Annotated in this window: 22 protein-coding genes; 11 read left to right on the top strand and 11 right to left on the bottom strand. The window is 71.7% G+C overall.

Annotated elements, in window-relative coordinates:
* The first annotated feature begins 13 nt into the window (after positions 1-13).
* A complete protein-coding gene (locus ACTJKO_RS04810; RefSeq protein ID WP_440686231.1) occupies positions 14-829 on the top strand; it encodes an SDR family oxidoreductase in 816 nt (271 codons plus the stop codon).
* Between the two features lie 38 nt (positions 830-867).
* Here the strand turns inward: ACTJKO_RS04810 and ACTJKO_RS04815 are convergent, their stop codons facing one another.
* From ACTJKO_RS04815 to rsmI, 6 genes are all read right to left on the bottom strand, one after another.
* Positions 868-1,347: a hypothetical protein gene (locus ACTJKO_RS04815; protein ID WP_440686233.1), complete on the bottom strand. Its 480-nt coding sequence runs from the start codon at positions 1,345-1,347 to the stop codon at positions 868-870.
* Positions 1,348-1,357: 10 nt separating this feature from the next.
* Positions 1,358-1,897, bottom strand: a complete 540-nt coding sequence (locus tag ACTJKO_RS04820) for a hypothetical protein (RefSeq protein ID WP_440686235.1) — start codon at positions 1,895-1,897, stop codon at positions 1,358-1,360.
* Positions 1,898-1,969: 72 nt separating this feature from the next.
* Complete coding sequence (rsmA, locus tag ACTJKO_RS04825; protein WP_440686237.1) at positions 1,970-2,821, bottom strand: 16S rRNA (adenine(1518)-N(6)/adenine(1519)-N(6))-dimethyltransferase RsmA; 852 nt, start codon at positions 2,819-2,821, stop codon at positions 1,970-1,972.
* Positions 2,822-2,823: 2 nt separating this feature from the next.
* On the bottom strand, positions 2,824-3,756 hold the full coding sequence (locus ACTJKO_RS04830) for a TatD family hydrolase (protein ID WP_440686238.1): 933 nt from the start codon (positions 3,754-3,756) through the stop codon (positions 2,824-2,826).
* Entirely contained in the window at positions 3,753-5,330 is a 1,578-nt protein-coding gene (metG, locus tag ACTJKO_RS04835; RefSeq protein ID WP_440686240.1) for a methionine--tRNA ligase, read from the bottom strand. The genes ACTJKO_RS04830 and metG overlap by 4 nt, the downstream gene beginning before the upstream one ends.
* Positions 5,331-5,450: 120 nt before the next feature.
* Complete coding sequence (gene rsmI, locus ACTJKO_RS04840) at positions 5,451-6,272, bottom strand: 16S rRNA (cytidine(1402)-2'-O)-methyltransferase (RefSeq protein ID WP_440686242.1); 822 nt, start codon at positions 6,270-6,272, stop codon at positions 5,451-5,453.
* Positions 6,273-6,326: 54 nt separating this feature from the next.
* Between rsmI and ACTJKO_RS04845 the strand changes: the two genes are divergently transcribed.
* On the top strand, positions 6,327-7,958 hold the full coding sequence (locus ACTJKO_RS04845; RefSeq protein WP_440686244.1) for a dolichyl-phosphate-mannose--protein mannosyltransferase: 1,632 nt from the start codon (positions 6,327-6,329) through the stop codon (positions 7,956-7,958).
* A gap of 37 nt (positions 7,959-7,995) precedes the next feature.
* Here the strand turns inward: ACTJKO_RS04845 and ACTJKO_RS04850 are convergent, their stop codons facing one another.
* On the bottom strand, positions 7,996-8,655 hold the full coding sequence (locus ACTJKO_RS04850) for a TetR/AcrR family transcriptional regulator (RefSeq protein WP_440686246.1): 660 nt from the start codon (positions 8,653-8,655) through the stop codon (positions 7,996-7,998).
* Between the two features lie 164 nt (positions 8,656-8,819).
* Between ACTJKO_RS04850 and ACTJKO_RS04855 the strand changes: the two genes are divergently transcribed.
* The 8 genes from ACTJKO_RS04855 (at position 8,820) to ACTJKO_RS04890 (ending at position 19,892) form a co-directional block, all read left to right on the top strand.
* Positions 8,820-10,361 carry an MFS transporter gene (locus ACTJKO_RS04855; RefSeq protein ID WP_440686248.1) on the top strand — a complete coding sequence of 514 codons (1,542 nt, stop codon included), beginning with the start codon at positions 8,820-8,822 and terminating at the stop codon, positions 10,359-10,361.
* A 103-nt stretch (positions 10,362-10,464) separates the two neighbouring features.
* Entirely contained in the window at positions 10,465-11,025 is a 561-nt protein-coding gene (locus ACTJKO_RS04860) for an MOSC domain-containing protein (protein WP_440686250.1), read from the top strand.
* Between the two features lie 122 nt (positions 11,026-11,147).
* Positions 11,148-12,005 (top strand): sulfurtransferase, encoded by an 858-nt coding sequence (locus tag ACTJKO_RS04865; protein WP_440686252.1) that lies wholly within the window; start codon positions 11,148-11,150, stop codon positions 12,003-12,005.
* Positions 12,006-12,046: 41 nt separating this feature from the next.
* Positions 12,047-13,114 carry an NAD-dependent epimerase/dehydratase family protein gene (locus ACTJKO_RS04870; RefSeq protein ID WP_440686254.1) on the top strand — a complete coding sequence of 356 codons (1,068 nt, stop codon included), beginning with the start codon at positions 12,047-12,049 and terminating at the stop codon, positions 13,112-13,114.
* Positions 13,115-13,121: 7 nt separating this feature from the next.
* Positions 13,122-13,664, top strand: coding sequence for an ATPase (locus tag ACTJKO_RS04875; RefSeq protein WP_440686256.1), 543 nt, complete (start codon positions 13,122-13,124; stop codon positions 13,662-13,664).
* An 80-nt stretch (positions 13,665-13,744) separates the two neighbouring features.
* Entirely contained in the window at positions 13,745-15,580 is a 1,836-nt protein-coding gene (locus ACTJKO_RS04880; RefSeq protein WP_440686258.1) for a thioredoxin domain-containing protein, read from the top strand.
* A 78-nt stretch (positions 15,581-15,658) separates the two neighbouring features.
* A complete protein-coding gene (gene hrpA / locus ACTJKO_RS04885) occupies positions 15,659-19,504 on the top strand; it encodes an ATP-dependent RNA helicase HrpA (protein WP_440686260.1) in 3,846 nt (1,281 codons plus the stop codon).
* Between the two features lie 19 nt (positions 19,505-19,523).
* Positions 19,524-19,892 (top strand): VOC family protein, encoded by a 369-nt coding sequence (locus tag ACTJKO_RS04890; protein ID WP_440686262.1) that lies wholly within the window; start codon positions 19,524-19,526, stop codon positions 19,890-19,892.
* A gap of 10 nt (positions 19,893-19,902) precedes the next feature.
* Here the strand turns inward: ACTJKO_RS04890 and ACTJKO_RS04895 are convergent, their stop codons facing one another.
* The 3 genes from ACTJKO_RS04895 to ACTJKO_RS04905 form a co-directional block, all read right to left on the bottom strand.
* Positions 19,903-20,439, bottom strand: coding sequence for a YbaK/EbsC family protein (locus ACTJKO_RS04895; protein WP_440686264.1), 537 nt, complete (start codon positions 20,437-20,439; stop codon positions 19,903-19,905).
* Between the two features lie 71 nt (positions 20,440-20,510).
* Positions 20,511-21,182, bottom strand: coding sequence for a DUF4166 domain-containing protein (locus tag ACTJKO_RS04900; protein WP_440686266.1), 672 nt, complete (start codon positions 21,180-21,182; stop codon positions 20,511-20,513).
* On the bottom strand, positions 21,179-21,808 hold the full coding sequence (locus tag ACTJKO_RS04905; protein ID WP_440686269.1) for an SRPBCC family protein: 630 nt from the start codon (positions 21,806-21,808) through the stop codon (positions 21,179-21,181). The genes ACTJKO_RS04900 and ACTJKO_RS04905 overlap by 4 nt, the downstream gene beginning before the upstream one ends.
* Positions 21,809-21,835: 27 nt before the next feature.
* Here ACTJKO_RS04905 and ACTJKO_RS04910 point away from each other — a divergent pair, with 27 nt between their 5' ends.
* Positions 21,836-22,342, top strand: a complete 507-nt coding sequence (locus tag ACTJKO_RS04910; protein ID WP_440686271.1) for an N-acetyltransferase family protein — start codon at positions 21,836-21,838, stop codon at positions 22,340-22,342.
* 133 nt (positions 22,343-22,475) lie between these two features.
* On the opposite strand, the gene ACTJKO_RS04915 is transcribed toward ACTJKO_RS04910, so the two are convergent.
* A complete protein-coding gene (locus ACTJKO_RS04915; protein ID WP_440686273.1) occupies positions 22,476-23,270 on the bottom strand; it encodes an NAD(P)H-binding protein in 795 nt (264 codons plus the stop codon).
* Positions 23,271-23,432: the final 162 nt, after the last annotated feature.

Raw genomic sequence — 23,432 nt, forward strand, 5'->3', positions numbered from 1 at the left:
GCGGCGGGCGTCCGTGCCAGGGATCGGCGCTCCCCCGATGCACGCGCTCTGGCTCGTCCCCGGCGACCGGCGCATCGTGGTGGTCATGGACATCACGAACTCCACCGTCTTCATCCCCGGCGCGACCTCCGGCATCGGCCTCGGCCTCGCGCAGCGCCTGCAGGCTGCCGGCAGCACCGTCATCATCGGCGGTCGTCGCCGTGCGCTGCTCGACGCACTCCACGACGAGTACGGCTTCGGCACCGTCGAGCTCGACGTGACCGACCCGGCGTCGATCACCGCGGCGGCCGCGTCCGTCATCGAGTCCTCCCCGTCGCTCGACACCCTCATCACGATGTCCGGGATCATGCGCACCGAGGACCTCCGCTCCTCCGAGCACATCGTCGACGCGGTCGCCACCATCGACACGAACCTGCTCGGGACCATCCGGCTGATCGACGCGTTCCTGCCGCACCTGCTCGAGCGCCCCGCGTCCACCATCGTGACGGTGTCGTCCGGGCTCGCGTACACGCCCCTCGCGGCGACGCCGACCTACAGCGCCACGAAGGCCGCCGTGCACTCGTACACGCTGTCGCTCCGGCAGCAGCTCACGGGCTCCCCCGTGTCCGTCCTGGAACTCGTGCCGCCGGCGGTCGCGACGGACCTGATGGGCGAAGGCGTCGACTTCGGCGGGATGCCGCTCGACGACTTCCTGTCCGAGGTGGTCTCGCTGCTGTCGTCCGGCGCGGCGCCCGAGATCCTCGTGCAGAACGTCCTGCCGCTGCGGTGGTCGGAACGGGACGGCACGCAGCAGCAGCTGGTCGAGGCGCTCGCGTCACGCGGGCACTGACGCCGGTCGCGAGCGCCGCTGCCCTCGGTTCCGCTCGGTCAGGCGTCCGCCGTGTCGCCCCCGACGGATCCGCCGTCAGCGCGCCCGCGTCGCCGGACGACCCGGTCCACCACGCGGGAGAACGCGCGGAGGACGAGGAACCCCATCGCCCCGACGAGGGCGGAGTCGACGGGACGACCCACGACGCGCGCGACCACGTACACGGCCGTCGTCGCGATGCCCGTGACGAGGACGTCGGACAACCGCAGGGCGGTGCGTCCGCCGGCAGCACCAGCGTCGATCCGCGGTTCGACGGTGGTTGCGAGGCCGTCGTCCTGGGTGTCCTCGGCGTCGTCCGGCAGCCGCGCGAACGCGACGCCCCACGCCGCGCACAGCAGGCCGAGCGCGACCGCGACCCAGGCCGCGTCGTCCGTCCGGTCCGCGGCGACGGCCCGGGCGGCGAGGACCACGATGACGACTCCCGCCGACACGGCCGTGGTCACGATGACGGCGGCGAGGCGCGAGCGGCGGACGGGCACGGACAAGAGCCTAGAGTCCCGCGAGCAACGACTGGAGCTGCGCTTTGGCCTCGGGCATCCGGTCCGGACCGACGAGTCGTTCGCGCTGCGTCGAGATCCGCACCGTTCCCGCGCGCGTACCGTCCTCGGTGGTCACGAGCACGGATTCCCGGTCCGGGAACGTCCAGCGGGCCGACGGGCGTTTCCCGCCCCGGCGCTCGGAGGTCGGGTCGGATCCGAACGCCGCCGAGAACACCGGGACGACCTGGTCGAGCACGGCTTCACGCTCCCCCGGCACCTGCCGCGACGCCGACACGGCGAACGTCCCGTCGGAACGCTGCCCGGGGATCCGGAGGCCGCGGGCCTGCTCGTAGCCGATCGTGACGCCCTGCGCCCACCACGGGTCCACGCCCTGCTGGACGAGCCACGCTGCGATCGCCGCGTGCCCGATGGACCGGCCGTCGATGGCGTCGATCCGCTCGTACCAGTCGTCCGGGGCCTTCCCCGTAGCGGCGGACACCCGGTCGGCGGCCATGCTCTGCGTGTGCGATCGCACCGTCCCGTCGGTCATGCCGACATCGTAGGGGCGCCCCGATCGCATCACGCTCACGATTGACTCAGGTGCGGCGATGACCCGTCCCAGCTACTCCGCCGCGTCGAGGACGGTCCGGCCGAGGCGCACGAAGTCCTCGGCGCTGAGGGCTTCCCCGCGAGCTGTCGGGTCCACCCCGGCCGCGGTCAGGAGTTCCGACGCACGGGCGCTGCCGCCGAGGACCCCGGACAGGCTCTGCCGGAGCATCTTGCGGCGCTGTTGGAAGGCGCCGTCGACGAGGGCGAAGACCTGCGCCCGGAGCGTCCCGTCACCCGGCGGCTCGTGCCGGTCGAAGCCGACGAGCACGCTGTCGACGTTCGGCACGGGCCAGAACACCTGCCGACTGACCTGCCCGGCGATCGACCACGAGCCGTACCAGGCGGCCTTCACGCTCGGTGCCCCGTAGACCTTGCTGCCCGGTTCGGCAGCGATGCGGTACCCGACCTCGGCCTGCACCATCACGAGGGCACGCTCGATCGACGGGAACGTCGCGAGCAGGTGCAGCAGGACCGGCACGGAGACGTTGTACGGCAGGTTCGCGACGACGTGTGTGGGTTCCTCGGGCAGGTCAGCCGCGGTGACGGCGAGGGCGTCCTGGTGCACGACCCGGAGCCGCGCGTCCGGCTGCATCGCTGCGACGGTGGTGGGCAGCTGCGCGGCGAGGCGACCGTCGATCTCGACCGCCGTCACGGACGCCCCGGTCTCGGTGAGCCCCAGTGTCAGCGACCCGAGCCCGGGGCCGATCTCGAGCACGCGGGAGTCGGGTGCCACCCGACCGGACGCCACGATCCGTCGCACGGTGTTGGCGTCGTGCACGAAGTTCTGCCCGAGCTTCTTCGTCGGGGTGACGTCGAGCTGGGCGGCGAGGTCCCGGATCTCCGCCGGGCCGAGCAACGATGCCACGACTACTCGTCCACCGTGACGGGCTCGGCGTCCCACGCGCCGTAGACCAGCTCGGTGTTCGACGCGATCTGTGCCGCGAGCATCGAGGCGTCCGTGCCGAGGGTCTCCGCCATCGACCGGAGCGTGAGCGGGATGAGGTACGGCGCGTTCGGACGCCCCCGGAACGGCGTCGGCGTGAGGAAGGGGGCGTCCGTCTCGACCATGATGAGGTGCCGCGGAGCGACGAGCAGCGCCTCTCGCAGGGGCGCCGCGTTCTTGAACGTCACCGTTCCGGCGAACGACATGTACCACCCGCGCTCGGCGCAGAGCCGCGCGAGGTCCGGTCCGCCTGAGAAGCAGTGGAACACGGTCCGCTCGGGAGCGCCGACGCGGTCCAGTACCTCGACCACGGTGTCGTGCGCGTCACGGTCGTGGATCGTCAGCGCGAGGTCGTGCTCCTTCGCGATGCGGATGTGCTCCTCGAACGAGCGGATCTGGGCGCCGCGGCCGTCTTCGCCGGTACGGAAGAAGTCGAGCCCCGTCTCGCCGATCGCGCGGACCCGGGGCAGGGCGGCGAGTGCTTCGATGCCGGCGAGGTGCTCGTCGAGCAGCCCCTGCTCGTCCAACACGGGCGCTTCGTTCGGGTGCAGTGCGACGGCCGCGAGGACCCGAGGCTCCCGCGCGGCGATCGACGCCGACCACTGCGAGGTGGCGAGGTCCGTGCCGACCTGCACGACGCCCCGCACCCCCACGCTGGACGCCCGGTCGAGGTGTTCGCGGTACTCGAGCGGCCCGTCCCCGCCGTCGCCGACACCGTCGGCGATCTCCATGTGGGTGTGGTTGTCGTACACGGGCACGACGAGCGCCTCGGGCAGGGGCGGGTACGTCAGATCGCGCTTCGACCCGCCCGAGGAGCCGTCGCTGCGGGACCGGACGTGGGCGTCCCCGTCGGTCACGCGGCGCCCTGTTCCACCTGCTCGATGCGCGGGAAGAGCCCGCTCTCGAGCGGCACGACGGTGTCTGCGCCCTGCCACTCCCACGCGCGGTCGACGCGCTGCTCGGTGATCGAGCCGCCCGCGCCGATCGAGGCCCAGAGCTTCTCGGTCGCCTTCGGCATCACCGGGGACACGAGGACCGCCACCGTGCCGAGGCCGCGCAACGCGGTGACCAGGACGGTCGCGAGTCGTTCGCGCTGTGCGTCGTCCTTCGCGAGCGCCCAGGGCTCCTGCTCGGTGATGTAGCCGTTGAGTGCGTCGACGAGTTCCCAGACGGTGGCGATCGCGTCGTGCGGGGCGAACTCGGCGATGGAGGCGTCGGCGCGCTCGGTCACCGACTTCCCGAGTGCGTCGATCGCGTCGTCCGACGGGGTCGTCGTGCCACGCTCGGGCACCGCGCCGTCGAAGTACCGGTTCAGCATCGCGACGATGCGCGACGCCAGGTTGCCGAAGCCGTTGGCGAGCTCGGCCTGGTAGCGCGCGGATATGTCTTCCCAGCTGAAGTTGCCGTCCTGCCCGAAGGTGATCGCGCGGAGGAAGTAGTAGCGGAACGCGTCCGAGCCGAACGTGTCGGTGATCTCCGACGGCGCGATGCCCGTGAGCTTCGACTTCGACATCTTCTCGCCGCCGACGAGCAGCCAGCCGTGGCCGAACACCCGCTCGGGGACGGGGAGCCCTGCAGCCATGAGCATCGCCGGCCAGATCACGGCGTGGAACCGCGCGATGTCCTTGCCGACGATGTGCACGCTCGGCCAGAGGCGCCGGAACGCCTCGTCGTCGTCGCTGCCGTAGCCGAGGGCGGTGATGTAGTTCAGCAGGGCGTCGAACCACACGTACAGCACGTGGTCGCTGTCCCACGGGATCGTGATGCCCCAGTCGAAGCTCGACCGCGAGATCGACAGGTCGCGCAGCCCCTGCTTCACGAAGGAGATGATCTCGTTCCGGACGCTCTCCGGCTGGATGAACTGCGGGTTCGACTCGTAGAGGTCGAGCAGACGCTGCTCGAAGTCGGACATCCGGAAGAAGTAGTTGCGCTCGGACAGGACCTCGACCGGGATCGAGTGGATCGCGCAGACCTGCTGCCCCTCGTACGCGCCGGTGCCCGGGACGAGGTCGCTCGGCTGCTTGTACTCCTCACACCCGACGCAGTAGAACCCCTCGAACTCGCCGGCGTAGATGTAGCCGTCGTCGTAGAGCTTCTGCAGGAACGCCGTGACCCCGCGCTCGTGCCGTTCGTCCGTGGTGCGGATGAAGTCGTCGTTCGCGACGTCGACGGTGTCGAGCAGGGGCTTCCACGCCTCGGTCACGAGCCGGTCGGCCCATTCCTTCGGGGTGACCTCGTTCGCGCTGGCGGTCCGCAGGATCTTCTGGCCGTGCTCGTCGGTGCCGGTCAGGAGCCAGGTGTCGTCGCCGCGCTGGCGGTGCCAGCGCGCGAGGACGTCCGCGGCGACCTCCGTGTAGGCGTGCCCGATGTGGGGCACGTCGTTCACGTAGAAGATCGGCGTGGTGATGCTGAACGAGGAGCCGTCGGACATGCCCACCATCCTACGGGCGGGCGTACGCCGCATGACGCGCCCCGCGCGCCACCTGTGGAGAACCGGACGGGAGGCGCGTGGCGGGTCCGCACCGCGCCTCCCGTCCGCCGTCCCGCCGTGTCAGCGCGCCGCGAGGGCACCCTCGTACAGGTCGCGCTTCGACAACCCCGTCGCGTCCGCGACGGCCGCCGCGGCCTCCTTCATCCGTGAGCCCGCGGCCACCCGTTCGAGCACGAGCCGCACGCCGTCCTCGATCGTCGTCTGGTCGAGCGAGTCGCTCGCCCCCTCGACCACGATGCAGATCTCGCCGCGCACGCCGTCCGACGCCCAGGCGGCGAGCGCCGCGAGCGAGTCGCGCCGGACCTCCTCGTGCAGCTTCGTGAGCTCACGGCAGACGACTGCGCGTCGTCCCTCGCCGAACCCGGCGGCCATGTCGGCGAGGGTGTCGGCGAGTCGGTGCGGGGACTCGAAGAAGACCATGGTCCGCTGCTCGCCGGACAGTGACGCGAAGAGCCGGCGCCGCTCCCCCGCCTTGCGGGTGGGGAACCCCTCGAAGCTGAACCGGTCGGTCGGCAGACCCGACACCGCGAGCGCCGTGAGCACGGCCGACGGACCGGGCAGTGCGGTGACCGTCACGCCGGCCGCTGCCGCCGCCTCGACGAGCGGGAACCCCGGGTCGCTGATGGCCGGCATGCCGGCGTCGGTGAGCACGAGCACGTCCTCGTCACGGGCGAGTTCGACCACCTCGGCCGCCTTCGCCCGCTCGTTGTGCTCGTGCAGGGCGATGAGCCGGGGCCGGTTCTCGATGCCGAGCGCCCGCATGAGGTGGATGGCCGTCCGGGTGTCCTCGGCCGCCACGACGCTCGCGTTCGAGAGCGTCTCGACCAGGCGCCGCGAGGCGTCGCCGAGGTTGCCGATGGGCGTTGCTGCGAGGACGATCACCACCCCATTGTGGTCGCAGCGGGGTCATGGCGCCGATCCGTAGGATGCACTGCGATGACCAGCGAGCTGACCGACGACCGCACCGCCGTCCCCGCCGGGCCCGTCGGCTCTCGTCTCGACGACTGGTGGGGCCGGGTGCTCTCCGTCGGGTGGCGCGTCGCTGCGTGGCGCTGGGCGGGACCGATCGCGGTGACGCTGCTCGCCGCCGTGCTGCGGCTGGTGGGGCTCGGACACCCGCACTCGCTGGTGTTCGACGAGACCTACTACGTCAAGGACGGCTGGTCGATCGTGCACCTCGGGTACGAGGGCACGTGGCCGGCGAACCCGAACGACGACTCGTTGCCGAAGACGGACCAACGGTTCGCGGACGGGCAGACGGACATCTACACGAGTGCCGCCGAGTTCATCGCGCACCCGCCGCTCGGCAAGTACTTGATCGGGCTCGGGATGCTGCTGTTCGGCGCCGACGACTCCTTCGGGTGGCGCATCACCGTGGCCGTCCTCGGCATCGCCACGGTGTTCCTCACGGCCGTGATCGCCCGGTCGCTGTTCCGGTCGACGCTCATCGGCACCCTCGCGGGGTTCCTGCTGGCGGTCGACGGCCAGGCGATCGTGATGTCCCGCGTGACCCTGCTGGACGGCATCCTCACCTTCTTCGTCGTGCTCGGGTTCGGGGCGCTCCTGCTCGACCGACGCTGGACGTCACGGCGGCTCGACCGCTGGGTCGCCAAGCGCGCCGAGTCCGGCCGGGACACGCTGTGGGGGCCGGTGTCCTGGTGGCGCCCGTGGCTGCTCGCGATGGGCCTCGCGCTCGGCCTCGCGACCGCGACGAAGTGGTCGGGCATGTACTTCCTGGCGTTCTTCGCCGTGTACGCAGTGCTGAGCGACATGATGCTGCGGAAGCGCGCCGGCATCGAGTTCTGGTCCTCGAGCGCGTGGCTGCAGCAGGGGCCGGTGACCTTCCTGCTGACCGTGCCGATCGCCGCGGCGACGTACCTGGCGTCGTGGACGGGCTGGTTCCTGTCGAAGGACGGTTGGGACCGGAACTGGATCGCCTCGGGCGGCGAGCGCTGGAGGGGCGTGCTGGCCTGGGTGCCCGACAGCCTGCAGAACTGGTGGCACTACCAGTCCGAGATCTACGGCTTCAACATCGGCCTGCACACGCCGCACTCCTACCAGGCGAACCCGCTGCTCTGGCTCGTCATGCAGCGTCCCACGTCGATGTACTACGTCGGGACGAACGCCGGGCAGGACGGCTGCACGGCCGCACGCTGCGGCGAGGCCATCACCGGCATCGCGAACCCGTTCGTCTGGTACGCGGCGGTGGTCGCCACGGTCGCGCTGCTCGTGCTGTGGGTCCTGCGGCGTCGGTGGGAGTACGGCTTCGTCCTGCTGGGCGTCGCGGCCGGGTACCTGCCGTGGCTGCTCTACGTGCACCGGACGGTGTTCCAGTTCTACACGATCGCCTTCGAGCCGTTCATGGTGATGGCGTTGGCTGCGGCGATCGGTCTGGTGCTGGGGTCACGCGACGACCCTCGCCCGCGACGGACGCGTGCGATCGTGTGGGTGGGCGTGTACCTCGGCGTCGTGGTGCTGGCGTCGGCGTACTGGTTCCCGATGTGGACCGGCATCCAGATGCCGTGGGACTTCATCCGCTCGCACTACTGGCTGCCGAGCTGGTTGTAGCCGCGTCGCGCTTGGTCGCCGCCGCGTGGCGCGCCGGTCAGGCCTGTTCCTGGAGCGCGCGCTCGATCGACTCGCGGTCCAGCGGCGTCCCGGTCATCGCGGCCTCGGTGCCGCCGGGCAGCACGCCCTCGATGACGACCTCGGCGTAGCGGCGCCACGCGTCGGGATCGTGCGCGCGGGTCGTGTCCGCGACGGCCCCGACCATCGTCGTGAGCATCGGGATGTCCCGCGAGTCGAACCCGGCGCGCACCACGCCCGCTGCCTCGGCGCGGGCGATGATCCGACTGACCTGTCGTTCGAGCCGGTCGCGCTCGTGCACGATCGAGGGCCGTGCACGCCCGGCGCGCACGATCGAGTCCGCGAGGGCACGGTCACGAGCGCGGAACTCGAACACCCCCATGAGGTAGACCCGCAGCGCCTCGCGCGGATCGGAGACGTCCGCCGCGAGGGCGGCGGCGTCGTTCATCGCCTCGAACTTGGTGGCGAGGAGAGCCTCGATGAGGGAGTCCTTGTCCGCGAAGCGCCGGTAGACGGTGCCGACACCGACCCCGGCCTCGTGCGCGATGTCGTTGAGCGTGACCGAGAGGCCGCGCTCGGCGAAGCACTTCCGCGCCGTCTGCAGGATCAGTTCGCGGTTGCGTGCTGCGTCGGCGCGCAGGGGGCGCTCGTGCAGGGGCGCGGACTCGGTGGTGCTCACGTCGTCGAACGTAGTTGAACTTTCTGGGAATAAGTGGATGCAGAACTTCCGTTTCGGTCTACACTGGCCACAAGCGGATGCGTTGCATCCGTTTCAGATCCCTCCCGGAGTGCCCGACGGCGCGCGCTCCACCCTTCCCTCCAACCTTCTCGAAGGAGGCTGCCGTGACGGCAGAACAGACCGTGCCCACCCCGACCGGGGCAGCACCCACGACGACGGGCACCGCGCCCGACCGGGCGAACCACCGCTGGATCGCCCTCGCGGTCATCGCACTCGCCCAGCTGATGGTCGTGCTCGACGCGACGATCGTGAACATCGCGCTCCCCTCGGCCCAGTCCGACCTCGGCTTCGGCACCGACCAGCGGCAGTGGATCGTCACCGCCTACTCGCTGGCGTTCGGCTCCCTCCTGCTGCTCGGTGGTCGCCTCGGTGACCTCTTCGGCCGCAAGAACACGTTCATCATCGGTCTCGTCGGCTTCGCCGTCGCCTCGGTGCTCGGTGGGCTGGCGGACTCGTTCGGTCTGCTCGTCGCCGCTCGTGCCCTGCAGGGCGTGTTCGGCGCGCTGCTGGCACCGTCGGCCCTCGGCATGCTGACGACGACCTTCCGCGACCCGAAGGAACGCGGTCGTGCGTTCGGCATCTTCGGCTCGATCGCCGGCTCCGGTGCCGCCATCGGCCTCCTGCTCGGCGGCGTGCTCACCGAGTACGCCTCGTGGCGCTGGTGCCTCTACGTGAACGTCGTGTTCGCGGTCCTCGGCGTGATCGGCGCGCTCGTGTTCATGGCGAAGCCGCCGAAGGTCGAGCGTCCGCGCATCGACGTCGCGGGCGTGCTCACCATCACCGCGGGTCTGGTCGGCGTGGTCTACGGCTTCTCGAACGCCGAGACGAACGGCTGGGACGCCCCGCTCACGATCGTCATGCTCGCCGCCGGCGTCGTGCTCATCGCAGCCTTCGTGGTCATCGAGACGCGGGTGGCGCACCCGCTGCTCCCCCTGCGCGTCGTGCTCGACCGCGACCGCGGTGGCGCGTTCATCGCCATCGGCCTCGTCGCGATCGGCATGTTCGGCATCTTCCTGTTCCTGACCTACTACCTCGAGCAGACCCTCGGCTTCAGCTCGCTGCAGACCGGCCTGGCGTTCCTGCCGATGCCGCTGTCGATCATGCTCTCGGCGACGCAGATCGGCGGCCGCCTGCTGCCCCGCGTCGGCCCGAAGGTGCTCATCTTCGCCGGCGGCCTGGTCGCGGCGACGGGGCTCCTGCTCCTCCTCCGCACCGGTGTCGACAGCTCCTACGCGGGGACCGTCCTGCCGGCGCTCATCGTGATCGGGCTCGGCATGGGCACGATCTTCTCGTCCGCGATGAACACCGCGACCACCGGCGTCGCCCGGGCCGACGCGGGTGTGGCTTCGGCGACGGTCAACACGATGCAGCAGATCGGCGGCTCGATCGGCACGGCGTTGCTGTCGACGATCTTCGCGGACGTCGTGAAGAACAGCCTCTCCGGGCTCTCGGCGGCACCGACGAAGCTGCAGCAGGCGCAGGCCGTGATCGACGGCTACCACGTCGCGTTCGGTATCTCGGCGGGTGTGCTCGTCCTCGTCGCCCTCGCCGGTGGCCTGCTCATCAACCGCCAGTCGGTGCGGCTCGCCAAGCTCGAACGGGCGAGCGCCGCCACGACCGGGAGCATCCCGACCGCCGCGCACTGACACCGTCCACCAGCACGAGAACGGCCCGTCCCGGTTCGCCGGTACGGGCCGTTCCGTCGTCCGAGCACTCGCGCAACCAGCCGATCCGCGCCAGGATCGTGCTGTGACCACGAACCAGGACGCCCCCGCCACCGTCGTCTCCGTCAGCCGGGACTCCGCGCACCGGTTCAGCAAGCCGGTCGTCGACGAGGTCGTGCTCGTCGCTGGCTGGGGCATCGAGGGCGACGCGCACGCGGGGACGACGGTGCAGCACCGTTCCCGTGTCGCGCGGGACCCCTCGCAGCCGAACCTCCGTCAGGTGCACCTCCTGCACGCCGAGCTGTTCGACGAGGTCGCCGCGGCCGGGTACGCCGTGGCCCCCGGACAGATGGGCGAGAACGTGACCACCCGCGGCGTCGACCTGCTCGGGCTGCCGACCGACACCCTGCTCCACCTCGGGGACACCGCGTGCGTGCGGGTCACCGGCCTCCGGAACCCGTGCCAGCAGGTCAACGACTTCGAGCCCGGCCTGCTGCGCCAGGTGCTCGGGCGAGCCGATGACGGCTCCGTCGAGCGGAAGGGCGGCGTCATGGCGGTCGTGGTCACTGGCGGCGCGGTACACCCCGGGGACCCGATCCGGGTGGAGTACCCGACCGGCGTCCGGGAACCCCTGCGTCCGGTCTGACCCCGGCGACCGGGCCCCCACGGACCCTGCCCGTCCGCATCTCGTGCGGTCGAACGCGCACCGATTGCGCAGTGTGTCGGTTTCCCTCGCACACGTCAGGGGTGCCGGTTATCGTGTGCGCCATGGCCCCCGTCCTGACCTCGCCGCTCGTGTCGACGCAGTGGCTCGCAGACCACCTCGGTGCTGACGAGCTCGTCGTGCTCGACGCCTCGGTGCGTGCAGTGGGAGCGGGCCTCGGCACGGCGTGGGAGAGCGCGCAGGACGCCTACGAACAGCACGGACACGTCCCGGGCGCCCGCTACGCGGACCTCGTCGGCGCCTTCTCCACGCCCGACGCCGACCTCCCGTTCACCCGACCGGACGCGGAGCGGTTCGAGGCAGCGGCGCGCGAACTCGGCGTGACGAACACCTCGACCGTCGTGGTCTACGACGACAGCGTCGGCGAGTGGTCCGCGCGCCTGTGGTGGATCTTCCGGTCCTTCGGCTTCGACTCGGTCGCGGTCCTCGACGGCGGGTTCACGAAGTGGCGCGACGAAGGCCGACCGGTCCGTGTCGGTGCCCTCCGGACGGCGCCGAGCGACGTCGGCGCACCGTTCCTCGCGGGTGAGGAACGACCGCTCTGGGCGGACCACGACCGCGTCCTCCGGGCCGTCACCGGCGAGCAGCCCGCCTCCCTCGTCCTCGCGGCTCCGGAATCCGCCCTCGGCACCGGGCACCCCCCGGTCGTGCCCGGCAGCACGCCGATCGCCGTGGACACCATCGTCGATCCGGACACGAACGCGTACCTCCGCGGGGACGCCCTGGAGCGGGCGTTCGCCTCCGTGCTCGACGCCGACGAGATCGTCACCTACTGCGGAGTGGGGAGCGCGGCGTGCGTGGACGCGCTCGCACTCACGGTGCTCGGTCACGACCGGGTGACGGTGTACGACGGTTCCCTCGCCGACTGGTGGCGTCGCGAGCCGGAGGTGGTGGCGTCCTGAACGCGGCCGGGCGACTCCGCACGCACCACTAGCGTGGACCCGTGAGCACCAGGCGAGCGGTCGTCCTCGGCGGGACCGGCGGGATCGGTTCCGCGATCGCACGCGCGCTCCTCGACGCTTCCGGACGTGGCGGTGACGACTGGCAGGTCGAGGTCGTCGCGCGTCGCGGTGGTCCGGTTGCCGACGCCCTCGCGGCCGACGGAGCCACCTTCGTCCCCGGCGATCGACGGGACTCCTCGGTGCTGCGCGGACTCCTCCGCCCCGGCGCGGACCTGCTCGTCGACACGGTCGGCCTGACCCGTGACGACGCCGTGCAGCTGTCACCGTTCCTCGACGACATCGGGTCGACCGTGTTCATCTCGTCGAAGGCGGTGTACGCGGACGAGCAGGGACGCCACGCGAACTCCGTCGACAAGCCCGTGTTCGGCGCCGCCGTGACGGAGCTGCAGCCCACGGTGCGCGCGGCCGACGGCGACCCGACGAGTCGTGACGGGTACGGCGCGGCGAAGGTCGCAGCCGAGCAGGTCCTCCTCGACCACGGCGCTCCCGTCACGGTCCTCCGCCCGTCGAAGGTGTACGGCGTGGGGATCGGGCGCCCGCGGGAGTGGTTCGTCGTCCGCCGGGTGCTCGACGGCCGGGAACGCATCCTGCTCGCCGACCAGGGCCGCGGAGTCGACCACACGACGGCCGCCAGCGGCATCGGGTCCCTCGTGCGCCTCGTCGCGGATGCTCCCGACCGCCGCATCCTGAACGTCGCCGACGACACCGCACCGAACGTGCTGGAGATCGTCCGGACCATCGCCGGACACCTGGGCCACGCGTTCGACGAGGTGCTGCTCGACGCCGACGCTCCGGCGTTCGTCGGCACCACGCCGTGGTCGTCGCCGTCCCCCTTCGTCCTCGACACCTCGGCGGCGCGTGCCCTCGGCTGGCAGCCGCCGGCCTTCTGGTCCGCCGTGCTGCCGGAACTCGACTGGCTGGTCGAGACGGCACACGCGGTCCCCGCCGACGGTGACGTGCCATGGGCGGACGATCCGTTCTGGGAGCGCATGTTCGACTACGGCCCCGAGGACGCCGCCCTCGCACTGCTCTCGCTCGGACGAGGCTGACAGCGCCGTGCCCGATCCGCTGCCGCGTTCCGAGGTCCTCTTCATCGGCGGTCGTTCGGGTGTCGGCAAGTCGACCGCCGCCGAGGCACTGCACGAGCTCCTCGCCACGGCCGACGTCCGGCACGCCGTCATCGAGGGCGACGTGCTCGACCTCGCCCATCCGGCGCCGCACGTCGAGCACCCGGAGGCGCACCTCGCCGAGCGGAACCTGGCGTCGATGTGGGCCGCGTACCGGGGGCTCGGTCACCACCGGCTCGTCTACACGAACACCGTGTCCGTGCTGGAACACGAGCAGCTGGCGGCCGCGATGGGCGACGACCCGCTGGTCACGGTCGTACTGCTCCGCGCCGGTGACGACGTCACGTCGTCGCGGCTGGCACGCCGCTCCGGCGGAGTGGTCCCGGAAGCGCAGCTCGCGCACAGCACACGGACGGCCGGGAGGCTCGACACGGCCACGGCGGACACGGTCACCAGGATCGACACCGACTCCATGACGCCGACGGACGTGGCGCACCGGCTCGCGTCGCTGACGGGGTGGCTCCCCGTCTGAGGCGGTGGAACGTCGCCGGGTTCTCCACAGCTTCCGCTCCCGACGCCCCCGCCCAGCGGCGACGGGGCACGCTGGAGCACATGGACGACAACCGCCTGGGCACCTCGGTCAGCCCCTACCTCCGCCTGCACGCCGACAACCCGGTGGACTGGCGGGAGTGGGGGCCGGAGGCGTTCGCCGAGGCGCGCGAGCGCGACGTGCCCGTGCTCGTGTCCGTCGGGTACGCGACCTGCCACTGGTGCCACGTCATGGCGCGGGAGAGCTTCGCCGATCCGGAGGTCGGGGCGATCCTCCGCCAGGGGTTCGTGTCCGTGAAGGTCGACCGAGAGGAGCGGCCCGACGTGGACGCGAGCCTGATGGCCGCGGCGAGCGCCTTCACCCAGCAACTCGGCTGGCCCCTGACGACCTTCCTCACACCGGACGGCCACGTGTTCTTCGCGGGGACGTACTTCCCGCCGTCGCCGGTGGGGCAGGTGCCGTCGTTCCGGCAGATCCTCGCCGCGGTGCTCGACGCGTGGACGGAGCGTCGGGACGAGGTCGACGCGAACGCGAGTGCGATCGCGGCGGCGATCCGGCAGGGTGCCGAGGCCGACCGGGCTGCCGGTGTCGGTGGGGGTCGTGACGGCGACGAGCCGCGCCTCCCGGCCGTCGATGCCGTCCTTGCGGTCACCGAGCAGCTGGCGCGGGCGGAGGACACCACGTACGGCGGGTTCGGAGGCGCACCCAAGTTCCCGAGTGCCCCGCTGCTCGAGTTCCTGGCGGACGCGGCTGCGGACGGCGACGCCGGAGCGGACGCCCTCCTCGAACGGTCGCTCGACACCATCCGGCGGTCCGAGCTGACGGACGCCGACGGCGGGGTGTTCCGGTACGCGACCAAGCGCGACTGGAGCGTGCCCCACTACGAACGCATGCTCTACGACAACGCGGGCCTGATCGCGGTGGCCGGTCCGGAGCAGGCACGCGGCATCGCGGACTTCCTGCGCGACACCCTCCGTCGTGGCGACGGCGCGTTCGTCGCCGCGCAGGACAGCGAGTCGACCATCGACGGCCGGCGGGTCGAGGGCGAGTGGTACCGGCTGCCGCTCGACGAACGCGGACGGTTCGATCCGCCGCCGCTCGACGATCAGGTCCTCACCGGGTGGAACGGCCTCGCGATCCGGGGTCTCGCCATCGCGGGCGCCCGCCACGGTGACCCGGAGATGCTCTCGCTCGCTCGCGCCGCCGCCGACGCGCTGTTGGTGGCACACGTGCGGGACGGACACGTGACGGTGCGGTCGAGCACGCCGCGCGGCGCCTCGGCGGCTCCTCCGACCATCGAGGACGTCGGTCTCCTCGCCGAGGGGCTGCTGGACCTGGCCCTGGTGACGGGCGAGGTCCGGTACGCCGTGGCGGCACGCACGCTGGTGGACGACGGCCTCGCCGGGCGGTTCGACGTCGACCCGGTCCTCGCAGCGTCCGGCACCGCCACCGGCGAGCAGCCCCAGACGGCCCTGCGGTCCGGAACGGTGGCGCTCGCCGCAGCAGCCGCGACGCTGTCCGCCCTGACCGGCGTGTCCGAGTACCGTACGGCGGCCGTGCGACTCGTGGCCGACCGGGCCACGACCGGTACCGAACGACCCCTCGGCCATGCCGACGCCCTCGGTGTGGCGTTGGCACTGCAGCGGCCGTCGCGCGAGGTCGTCGTCGTGGCGTCCGACCCGGACGACCCGATCCGCGCCGTCGGCCGCCGGGCTCGCCGTCCGGGTACCGTCGTGGCACTCGTCACGCCCGGCCAGGCGGCAGCGTGGGCCGCCGCGGGGTTCGAGCTGTTCGACGGGCGTGACCAGCTCGACCCGGCCGGGTACGTGTGTCACGACCGGGTGTGCGCGTTGCCGGCGCGATCGGCGGACGTGCTGGCGGAGCAGACCACGAGCTGAGCGGGCGACCGCAGCGGCGGCCGTCCACCGTCGGCCGCGAACGTCGACTCTTGCTGGCACAGGTATCCTGGAGGGCTCATGTCTGCCACGCCCGTCATCACGTACCCGCCCGAACTGCCGGTGTCGCAGCGGCGGGACGACATCGCGGCCGCGATCCGCGACCACCAGGTCGTCATCGTCGCTGGCGCCACCGGGTCCGGCAAGACCACGCAGCTGCCGAAGATCTGCCTCGAACTCGGGCGTGAGCACATCGGGCACACGCAGCCGCGCCGGATCGCTGCTCGCACCATCGCGGAGCGCGTGTCCGAGGAACTCGGCGGCGAGCTGGGCGACCTCGTCGGGTACCAGGTCCGCTTCACCGACAAGGTGAGCGCGAACACGCGGATCAAGCTGATGACCGACGGCATCCTGCTCAACGAGATCCACTTCGACCGCGACCTGCAGCGCTACGACACGATCATCATCGACGAGGCGCACGAGCGGTCCCTCACGATCGACTTCCTGCTCGGCTACCTCAAGCGACTGCTCCCCCGTCGACCCGACCTCAAGGTCATCATCACGAGTGCGACGATCGACCCGGAGTCGTTCTCGAAGCACTTCGGCGACGCCCCGATCATCGAGGTGTCGGGGCGCACCTACCCGGTGGAGATCCGGTACCGCCCGCTCGTCGCCGAGGACCCGGGCGACGACGGGGACGACGAGACCGACTCCCGGACGAGCGACAGCGGCAGCGCCGCGGACGACCGCGACGTCCTGCAGGGCATCACCGACGCGCTCGACGAGCTGGCGCGCGAGGACCCGGGCGACGTCCTGGTGTTCCTGTCCGGCGAGAACGAGATCCGCGACGCGCAGGACGCCATCGAGGGCAAGCGGTACCCGGGCACCGAGGTGCTCCCCCTCTACGGCCGCCTGTCCGCCGCGGACCAGCACCGGGTGTTCGAACGTCGACACACGCCCGGTGTCCGTCGCCGCGTCGTCCTCGCCACGAACGTCGCCGAGACCTCCCTGACCGTCCCCGGCATCAAGTACGTGATCGACACCGGGACGGCCCGCATCTCGCGGTACTCCCCGCGGGCGAAGGTGCAGCGGCTCCCGATCGAGGCGATCAGCCAGGCGAGCGCGAACCAGCGTTCGGGCCGAGCCGGGCGCACGAGTGCCGGCATCGCGATCCGGCTGTACTCCGAGGACGACTTCGAGCGCCGCCCGGAGTTCACCGACCCCGAGATCCTCCGCACGAACCTCGCGGCGGTGATCCTCCAGATGATCTCGCTCGGCTTCGGCGACATCGAGCGGTTCCCGTTCCTGCAGCCGCCGGACTCCCGGGGCGTGAAGGACGGCCTCGACCTCCTCCGCGAACTCCGTGCCGTGGACGGGGACGGCCGCATCACGAAGTCAGGACGGCAGCTCACCCGTCTCCCCATCGATCCGCGTCTCGGCCGGATGGTGCTCGAGGCCGGTCGGCAGGGCGTCGGGCGCGAGGTCATCGCCGTCGTCAGTGCCCTGAGCATCCAGGACCCGCGCGAGCGCCCCCTCGAGAAGCGCGCCCAGGCGGACCAGCTGCACGCGCGGTTCGCGGACCCGACGAGCGACTTCCTGACCCTGCTGAACCTCTGGAACCACATCGAGGACAAGCAGGACGAGCTCTCGTCGAGCGCCTTCCGGCGGCTGTGCAAGGCCGAGTTCCTCAACTACCTGCGGATCCGTGAGTGGCAGGACCTGTACCGCCAGCTCAGTCGCGCCGCGAAGCAGGTCGACGTCCGTGTCGGCCAGTCCCGCAGCGACGACGGCGACGCGGTGCACCGCTCGCTGCTCGCCGGTCTGCTCAGCCAGATCGGGCTGCGCGACAAGGAGAAGCGGGACTACCTCGGCGCACGGAACGTCCGGTTCGTCGTGTTCCCGGGCAGCGTCCTGGCGAAGAAGCAGCCGGACGCCGTCATGGCCGCCGAGCTCGTCGAGACCAGTCGGCTGTTCGCGCGGACCGTCGCGCGCATCGACCCGGCCTGGGTCGAGCCGCTCGCCGGGGACCTCCTGAAGCGCACGTACGGCGAACCGCACTGGGAGAAGAAGCAGGGCGCCGCCGTGGCGTACGAGCGGGTCACGCTGTTCGGCGTGCCGATCGTGCAGCGGCGCCGCGTGCAGTACAAGCGCGTCGACCCTGAGCACTCCCGCGAACTCTTCATCCGCCACGCCCTGGTCGAGGGCGAGTGGGACTCCCGACAGACGTTCGACCGTGACAACCGGAAGCTCCGTCGCGAGCTCGAACAGCTCGAGGAGCGCACCCGTCGCCGGGACATCCTGTTCGACGACGAGCGCGTGTTCGAGTTCTACGACGCCCGGGTCCCCGCCGACGTCGCGACGACCCGCGACTTCGAGGGGTGGTGGCGGAAGGCGCGGCGCGACCAACCGGACCTGCTCACGATGCGCAGGTCGGACCTCCTGGACGAGGACGCGGCAGAAGCCGCGCAGGACCAGCAGGAGTACCCGACCCAGTGGCGGTCGGGCGACCAACGCCTCGCGATCAAGTACCGTTTCGAGCCCGGCGCGCAGGACGACGGCGTCAGCGTGCAGGTGCCGCTCGCGCTGCTCCCCCGCATGCGCGAGGAGGGCTTCGACTGGCAGGTGCGCGGTCTCCGGAAGGAGCTCGTCACCGCACTCATCAAGTCGTTGCCCAAGCAGATTCGCAAGAACGTCGTGCCCGCGGCCGACTGGGCCGAGAAGATCGTCGCCGAACTGCCGGACGACGCCCCGACCGAGCCGACGGAGTCGTTCCGCGCGACCCTCGCAGGGGCGATCCAGCGGATGACGTACGTCCCGGTGTCCGAGTCCGACTTCGACCTGACCCGGGTGCCGCCGCACCTGCTCCCGACGTGGGCGGTCGTCGACGAGCGCGGTCGCCGGGTCGAGTCCGGGAAGGACCTCCGTGCCCTGCAGACGAAGCTGCAGGACCGGACCCGGCAGAGCGTCGCGTCCGCCACGACCCGCGCCGCCGGTCGGCCCGGAGGCGCGGCTCGCGTCGCCGGGGCATCCGCCGGTCCGCAGGTGGAACGGTCGGGTCTCACCGCCTGGCCGGACCAGGACCTGCCGCAGCAGCTCGACACGAAGCAGGCCGGAGGCGTGATCCGCGCGTACCCGGCGCTCGTCGAGGAGGGCGACGGCCCGAAGGCGACCGTCGGCGTGCGACTGCTCGCGACACCCGGGGACCGCCTCGTGCAGATGCCCGCGGGTGTCCGTCGGCTCGTGATGCTCGCGGTGCCGTCGCCGGTGTCGTACGTGCAGTCGCACCTGACCGCCCAGGAGAAGCTGGCCCTCGCGGCCAGCCCCTACCCGTCGACCGCGGCGCTCTTCGACGACGTGCTCGCCGCCGTCGTCGACGCGGGCATCCGCCGCTCCCACCCGGACGGGCTGGTGTTCACGAAGACGGAGTTCGAGCAGGTGCGGGACGCCGTGTCCTCGACGGTCGTGGACACCATGTTCACCGCGGTGAGCGAGGTCGCCGCCGTCCTGACAGCGCAGCGCGCCGCCGAGAAGGCCCTCAAGCAGGCGAACGCGATGGCACTCCTGCCTGCGCTGACGGACATGCGACAGCAGATGGAGCGCCTGGTGTTCCCGGGATTCGTCGCCGTCGCCGGACTCGACCGTCTCCGCCGCATCCGCGTGTACCTGCGCGGGGTCGAGGCACGGGTGCAGAAGCTCCTGCAGAACCCCGGCCGGGACGCCGGCTGGATGCGCGAGGTGTCCGTCGCGACCGACCGCTACGTCGACGCCGGTGGGACCTTCCCGCCCGCCGTCGGCGCGCATGCGGAGCTCGTGCACGCACGCTGGATGCTCGAGGAGTTCCGCCTCAGCCTCTTCGCGCAGGAGCTCGGGACCGCCGAGACCGTGTCGTTGCAGCGGATCACGAAGGCCCTGACGGCCGCCCGCTGATCGGTCTAGCGTGTCGGCCATGATCGGCACACTCGACGTCGTGGTCCTGGACTGCCCTGACCCCAGCGCCCTCGCACGCTTCTACGCCGAGCTGCTCGGCGGGGAGATCGTCGGCTTCGACGAGGACTGGGCCGAGGTGGCGCTGCCCTTCACCGACCGCCGACCCATCCTGGCGTTCCAGCAGGTCGCCGACTACCGCGCCCCCGAGTGGCCCGGGCAGGACGTGCCGCAGCAGGTCCACCTCGACGCGAAGGTCGACGACCTCGACGCCGGCGAGGCAGCGGTCCTGGCGATCGGCGCGACCGCGACGGGCTCGGCGACCGACACGTTCCGGGTCTACCTCGACCCCGCGGGGCACCCGTTCTGCCTCATCCGCCCGACGGACTGACCCCGGCCGTTCACTCGACGGCGAGGCCCTCCACCACCTGCACGTGCGGCAGCGCACCGAGCACCGCGCCCGGCAGGAACACCTTCGCGCCACGCAGACCAGCGCCGACGACGACGTCAGGTGCGTCCAACACCCGCGCGTCCACGTACACCGGCCACGAGGACGGCAGGCCGATCGGGGTGATGCCGCCGTACTCCATGCCGGTGAGTTCCACCGCCTGGTCCATCGGCGCGAAGCTCGCCTTCCGGACGTCCAGCAGCCGCTTCACCGTCCGGTTCACGTCGAGCTTCGTGGACGCCAGCACCACGCACGCGGCGAACCGCACGTCCTCGCCTCGCTTCCCAGCGACGACGATGCAGTTCGCCCCGCCCTCGAGCGGGAACCCGTAGGCGTCAGAGAACGCCGCGGTGTCGGCGAGCTCGGGGTCGATCGGGGCGGCCTCGATCTGCCCCAGGAGCTCGCTCGGCAGCGTGACGAGGGCCTCGGCGACGGGGATCGCGAGGAACCCGGTGGCGACCAGTGCGGGGACACGTTCGAGCGTCGGCATGTCCCCACCCTACGGATCGCCGCTCGGGACGAGACCGGTGCCGTCACACGATGCGGTACCCCTGAGCGACGTCAGGTCCGCAACTCCGTCCGCCGGGGCTTCAGCCGCTCCGGCGCGTCGGTCGCCGGAGTCCACTCGCACGTGAAGGTCCCCCGGTACCCGAAGAGGAACCCGAAGACGCGGTTGTGCACCTCGAGGTCGACGTGGAATGCCTGGTCGTCCTCGGACCACCACTCGTGCAGGGTCGCCCGACCGCTGAACAGCATCGGGAACCGGAACGCGATCGGCCCCTCGTAGAACCGCTGCGCACCGGAGAGGAGCACCAGCCCACCGCGCTCGTCGACGGCGAGGTCGAGGTCCACCGCGAGGTGCTGGTGCGACCCGAGGTAGTCCAGCACCCGGCCGTCGACCAGCACCATCGTGGCGTCGAACCGCGCGGTGCGCCCGGGCTTCGTCTCGTACGTCCGGACGAACGTCACCGTCTCGCGCCCGTACGGGTCGCGGTAGGGGTAGTTCTCGATCGTGAACGGCACGTCCTCGCCGACGTCGGGTACGAGGATGTTCCGCAGCCGTCCGATCTGCAGGAACGGGACCGTCCACCAGGGGCCGCGCCGGATCGAGCGCATGACGCCGCGGCCGGTGCACGCCTCGCCGGCGTCGAGTCCGACACGGAAGCGTCGCTGCATCATGGGGTGCAGGCGCCGGAAGTCGGCGCCGAGCGCCGCCTCGAAGACGGAACTCACCGGTTGCCTCCCGGGTCGGGGAGCGCTGCCAGGGTGGCGGGCGCGTCGCGGAGTCGGTCGCCGCGACGCGTGCCACCCACGGGCACACGTCGTGTCCGGGAGGCGCGGGGCCGGTCCCGCCGCCAGGGGCGCAGCACGCTGGTCAGCGGCCATGACTCCGGCTCGGGTCCGCCTTCGAGCCAGATCCGGAGCCGGTCGAAGCTCCACGCGGTCGCCCAGCCGAGGAGCGGCCGGACGAGCACGTCGAACGGCCCCCATCCGCTGTCGTAGTCGTACCCGGTGATGAACCGGGTGCGCCCGTCCTCGGTGGGGACGTACCGCCAGTACCCCCGGCCAGCGCGGATCGGCGAGAGCGGGTCGTCCGTGCCGAAGCGGAGTGCCGAGGTGCGGGTGCCGTCGGCGCGTCGACGCTCGCCGATGCTCACACCGATGCCGTGCACGTCGTGCAGGAGGGAGCGTCGGACGTAGGTGAACCGGGTCGCTCCGTCGGCGTCCTCGGGCTCCGGCACGATCTCGGAGAACCGCACGTCCCACCGGACGTGCTGCCGTGGGTCCTGGGTCGCCGCCCACACCCGCTCCACCTCGGCGTCGATGACGGTCTCGACGTAGATGCCCCGCTTCCCCACACGTCGAGGCTAGGCCACGATGGGAGCATGACCGGGGGAACCGAGGTCCGACGCGCCGTCCCGGGCGACGCGTCGGCGATGGCACGCGTCCACGTCGCTTCCTGGCGATCGACCTACCGTGGCCTCGTGCCCGACGTCGTGCTCGACGACCCGGACTTCGTCGCCCGGCGTACGGACTTCTGGACGGCTGCACTGACCGACGAACGCTTCGCGGCGAACCGTGTCGCGGTCGCGGAGCACGCCGGCGACGTCGTCGGTGTCGCCATGTCCGGACCGGTGACGGACCGCGGCCCCGGCACGGTGCAGTTGTACGTCCTGTACCTCCTCGACGGCCACCACGGATCGGGTGCGGGAAGCGCACTGCTCGACGCCGTCCTCGACAGCGGGTCGGACGCCGTGCTCTGGGTGGCGGACCCGAACCCCCGCGCGCAGGCCTTCTACCGGAAGCACGGCTTCGCGTTCGACGGCACGGAACAGGTCGACGGCGGCGTGCGGGAGCGCCGCATGACCCGCTCCGGGCGCTCGGCAGCCTGACCCGATCCGCTCAGGGGCGCGCAGCCAGCGGTCCTTCGTGTGCGAGCAGGATCGCGACGGCGGCCAGGAGGAGCCCGGTGATGCGCCGCTGCCACGCCGTGGACGACGGTAGGCCCGCGAACCGGCCGGCGGGTCAGCGGAGCGGCAATTGTCCGAGGACCTCAGCGATCCCGCGGGGCGGCCGGCCGAGGAGCCGACCGAGGTCCGGGGTCTCCGCCGCGAGGGCCCCGGATGCGGCCGCTGCGTGCAACGGACCCGACGGCCCCGCCTCCCCGACCGGGACGTCACGGTGGCGCACCGGTCGCCCGAGTCGCACCCCGAGCAGCTCGGCGAGCTCGTCGTAGGTCCACGCCGGGCCGCGCAGTTCCCGGACGACCGGTGTGGGGACGGCCAGCAGGGCCCGCGCCGCGGCCTCGGCGAGGTCGTCGACGGAGGCGGTCGCGAGCGGTTGACCCGAGGTCGCCGAGACGACGGTCCCGCCCTGGGCGTCGTCGAGGGCGCGGACCAGGAACGGCTCGGTGTAGAAGCCGTTGCGGAGGATGGTCGCACCCCCGCGTTCCCGGAGCGCCGCTTCGGTGGCGGCATGGGCGGGGTCGTGATCAGCGCCGTGGACGCTCGTGTACACGATGTGGCCGACGCCTTCCGCTGCGTCGAGGACGGCCCGGTGGTGGTCCCAGCGGACCGCGGGCCTCAACTCGGGGCTGGAGATGAAGAGCAGGCGGTCGATGCCGGCGAACGCTTCCGCCAGCGCAGCAGGGTCACCGTAGTCGGCGAGACGAGCGTGCACGCCCTGTCGCCGGAGGTCGGCGGCGGCGTCCGCCCGACGGACGAGGGCGTGCACTCGGGTGCGCGGGGCGAGGACGGAGAGGGAACGGATGACGGCGCGGCCGAGACGGCCGGACGCGCCGGTGACGAGGATGCCGGTCATGGCAGGACTCCCAGTGGTCGATGTGAGTGTGTGTGTGGCGTTCGAGTCCGACGGACTCGGCACGATCACGACACGGTCGACACGTCAGCGAGGCGATGGGGAGCTACGTCAGGCTCCGTCGCGGCCGCCGCCGGGATGCTTCTGCGATGTGGTCATCTGCGC

Origin of the sequence: Curtobacterium sp. 22159, assembly GCF_052045775.1 — a bacterium.
Taxonomy (GTDB): Bacteria; Actinomycetota; Actinomycetes; order Actinomycetales; family Microbacteriaceae; genus Curtobacterium.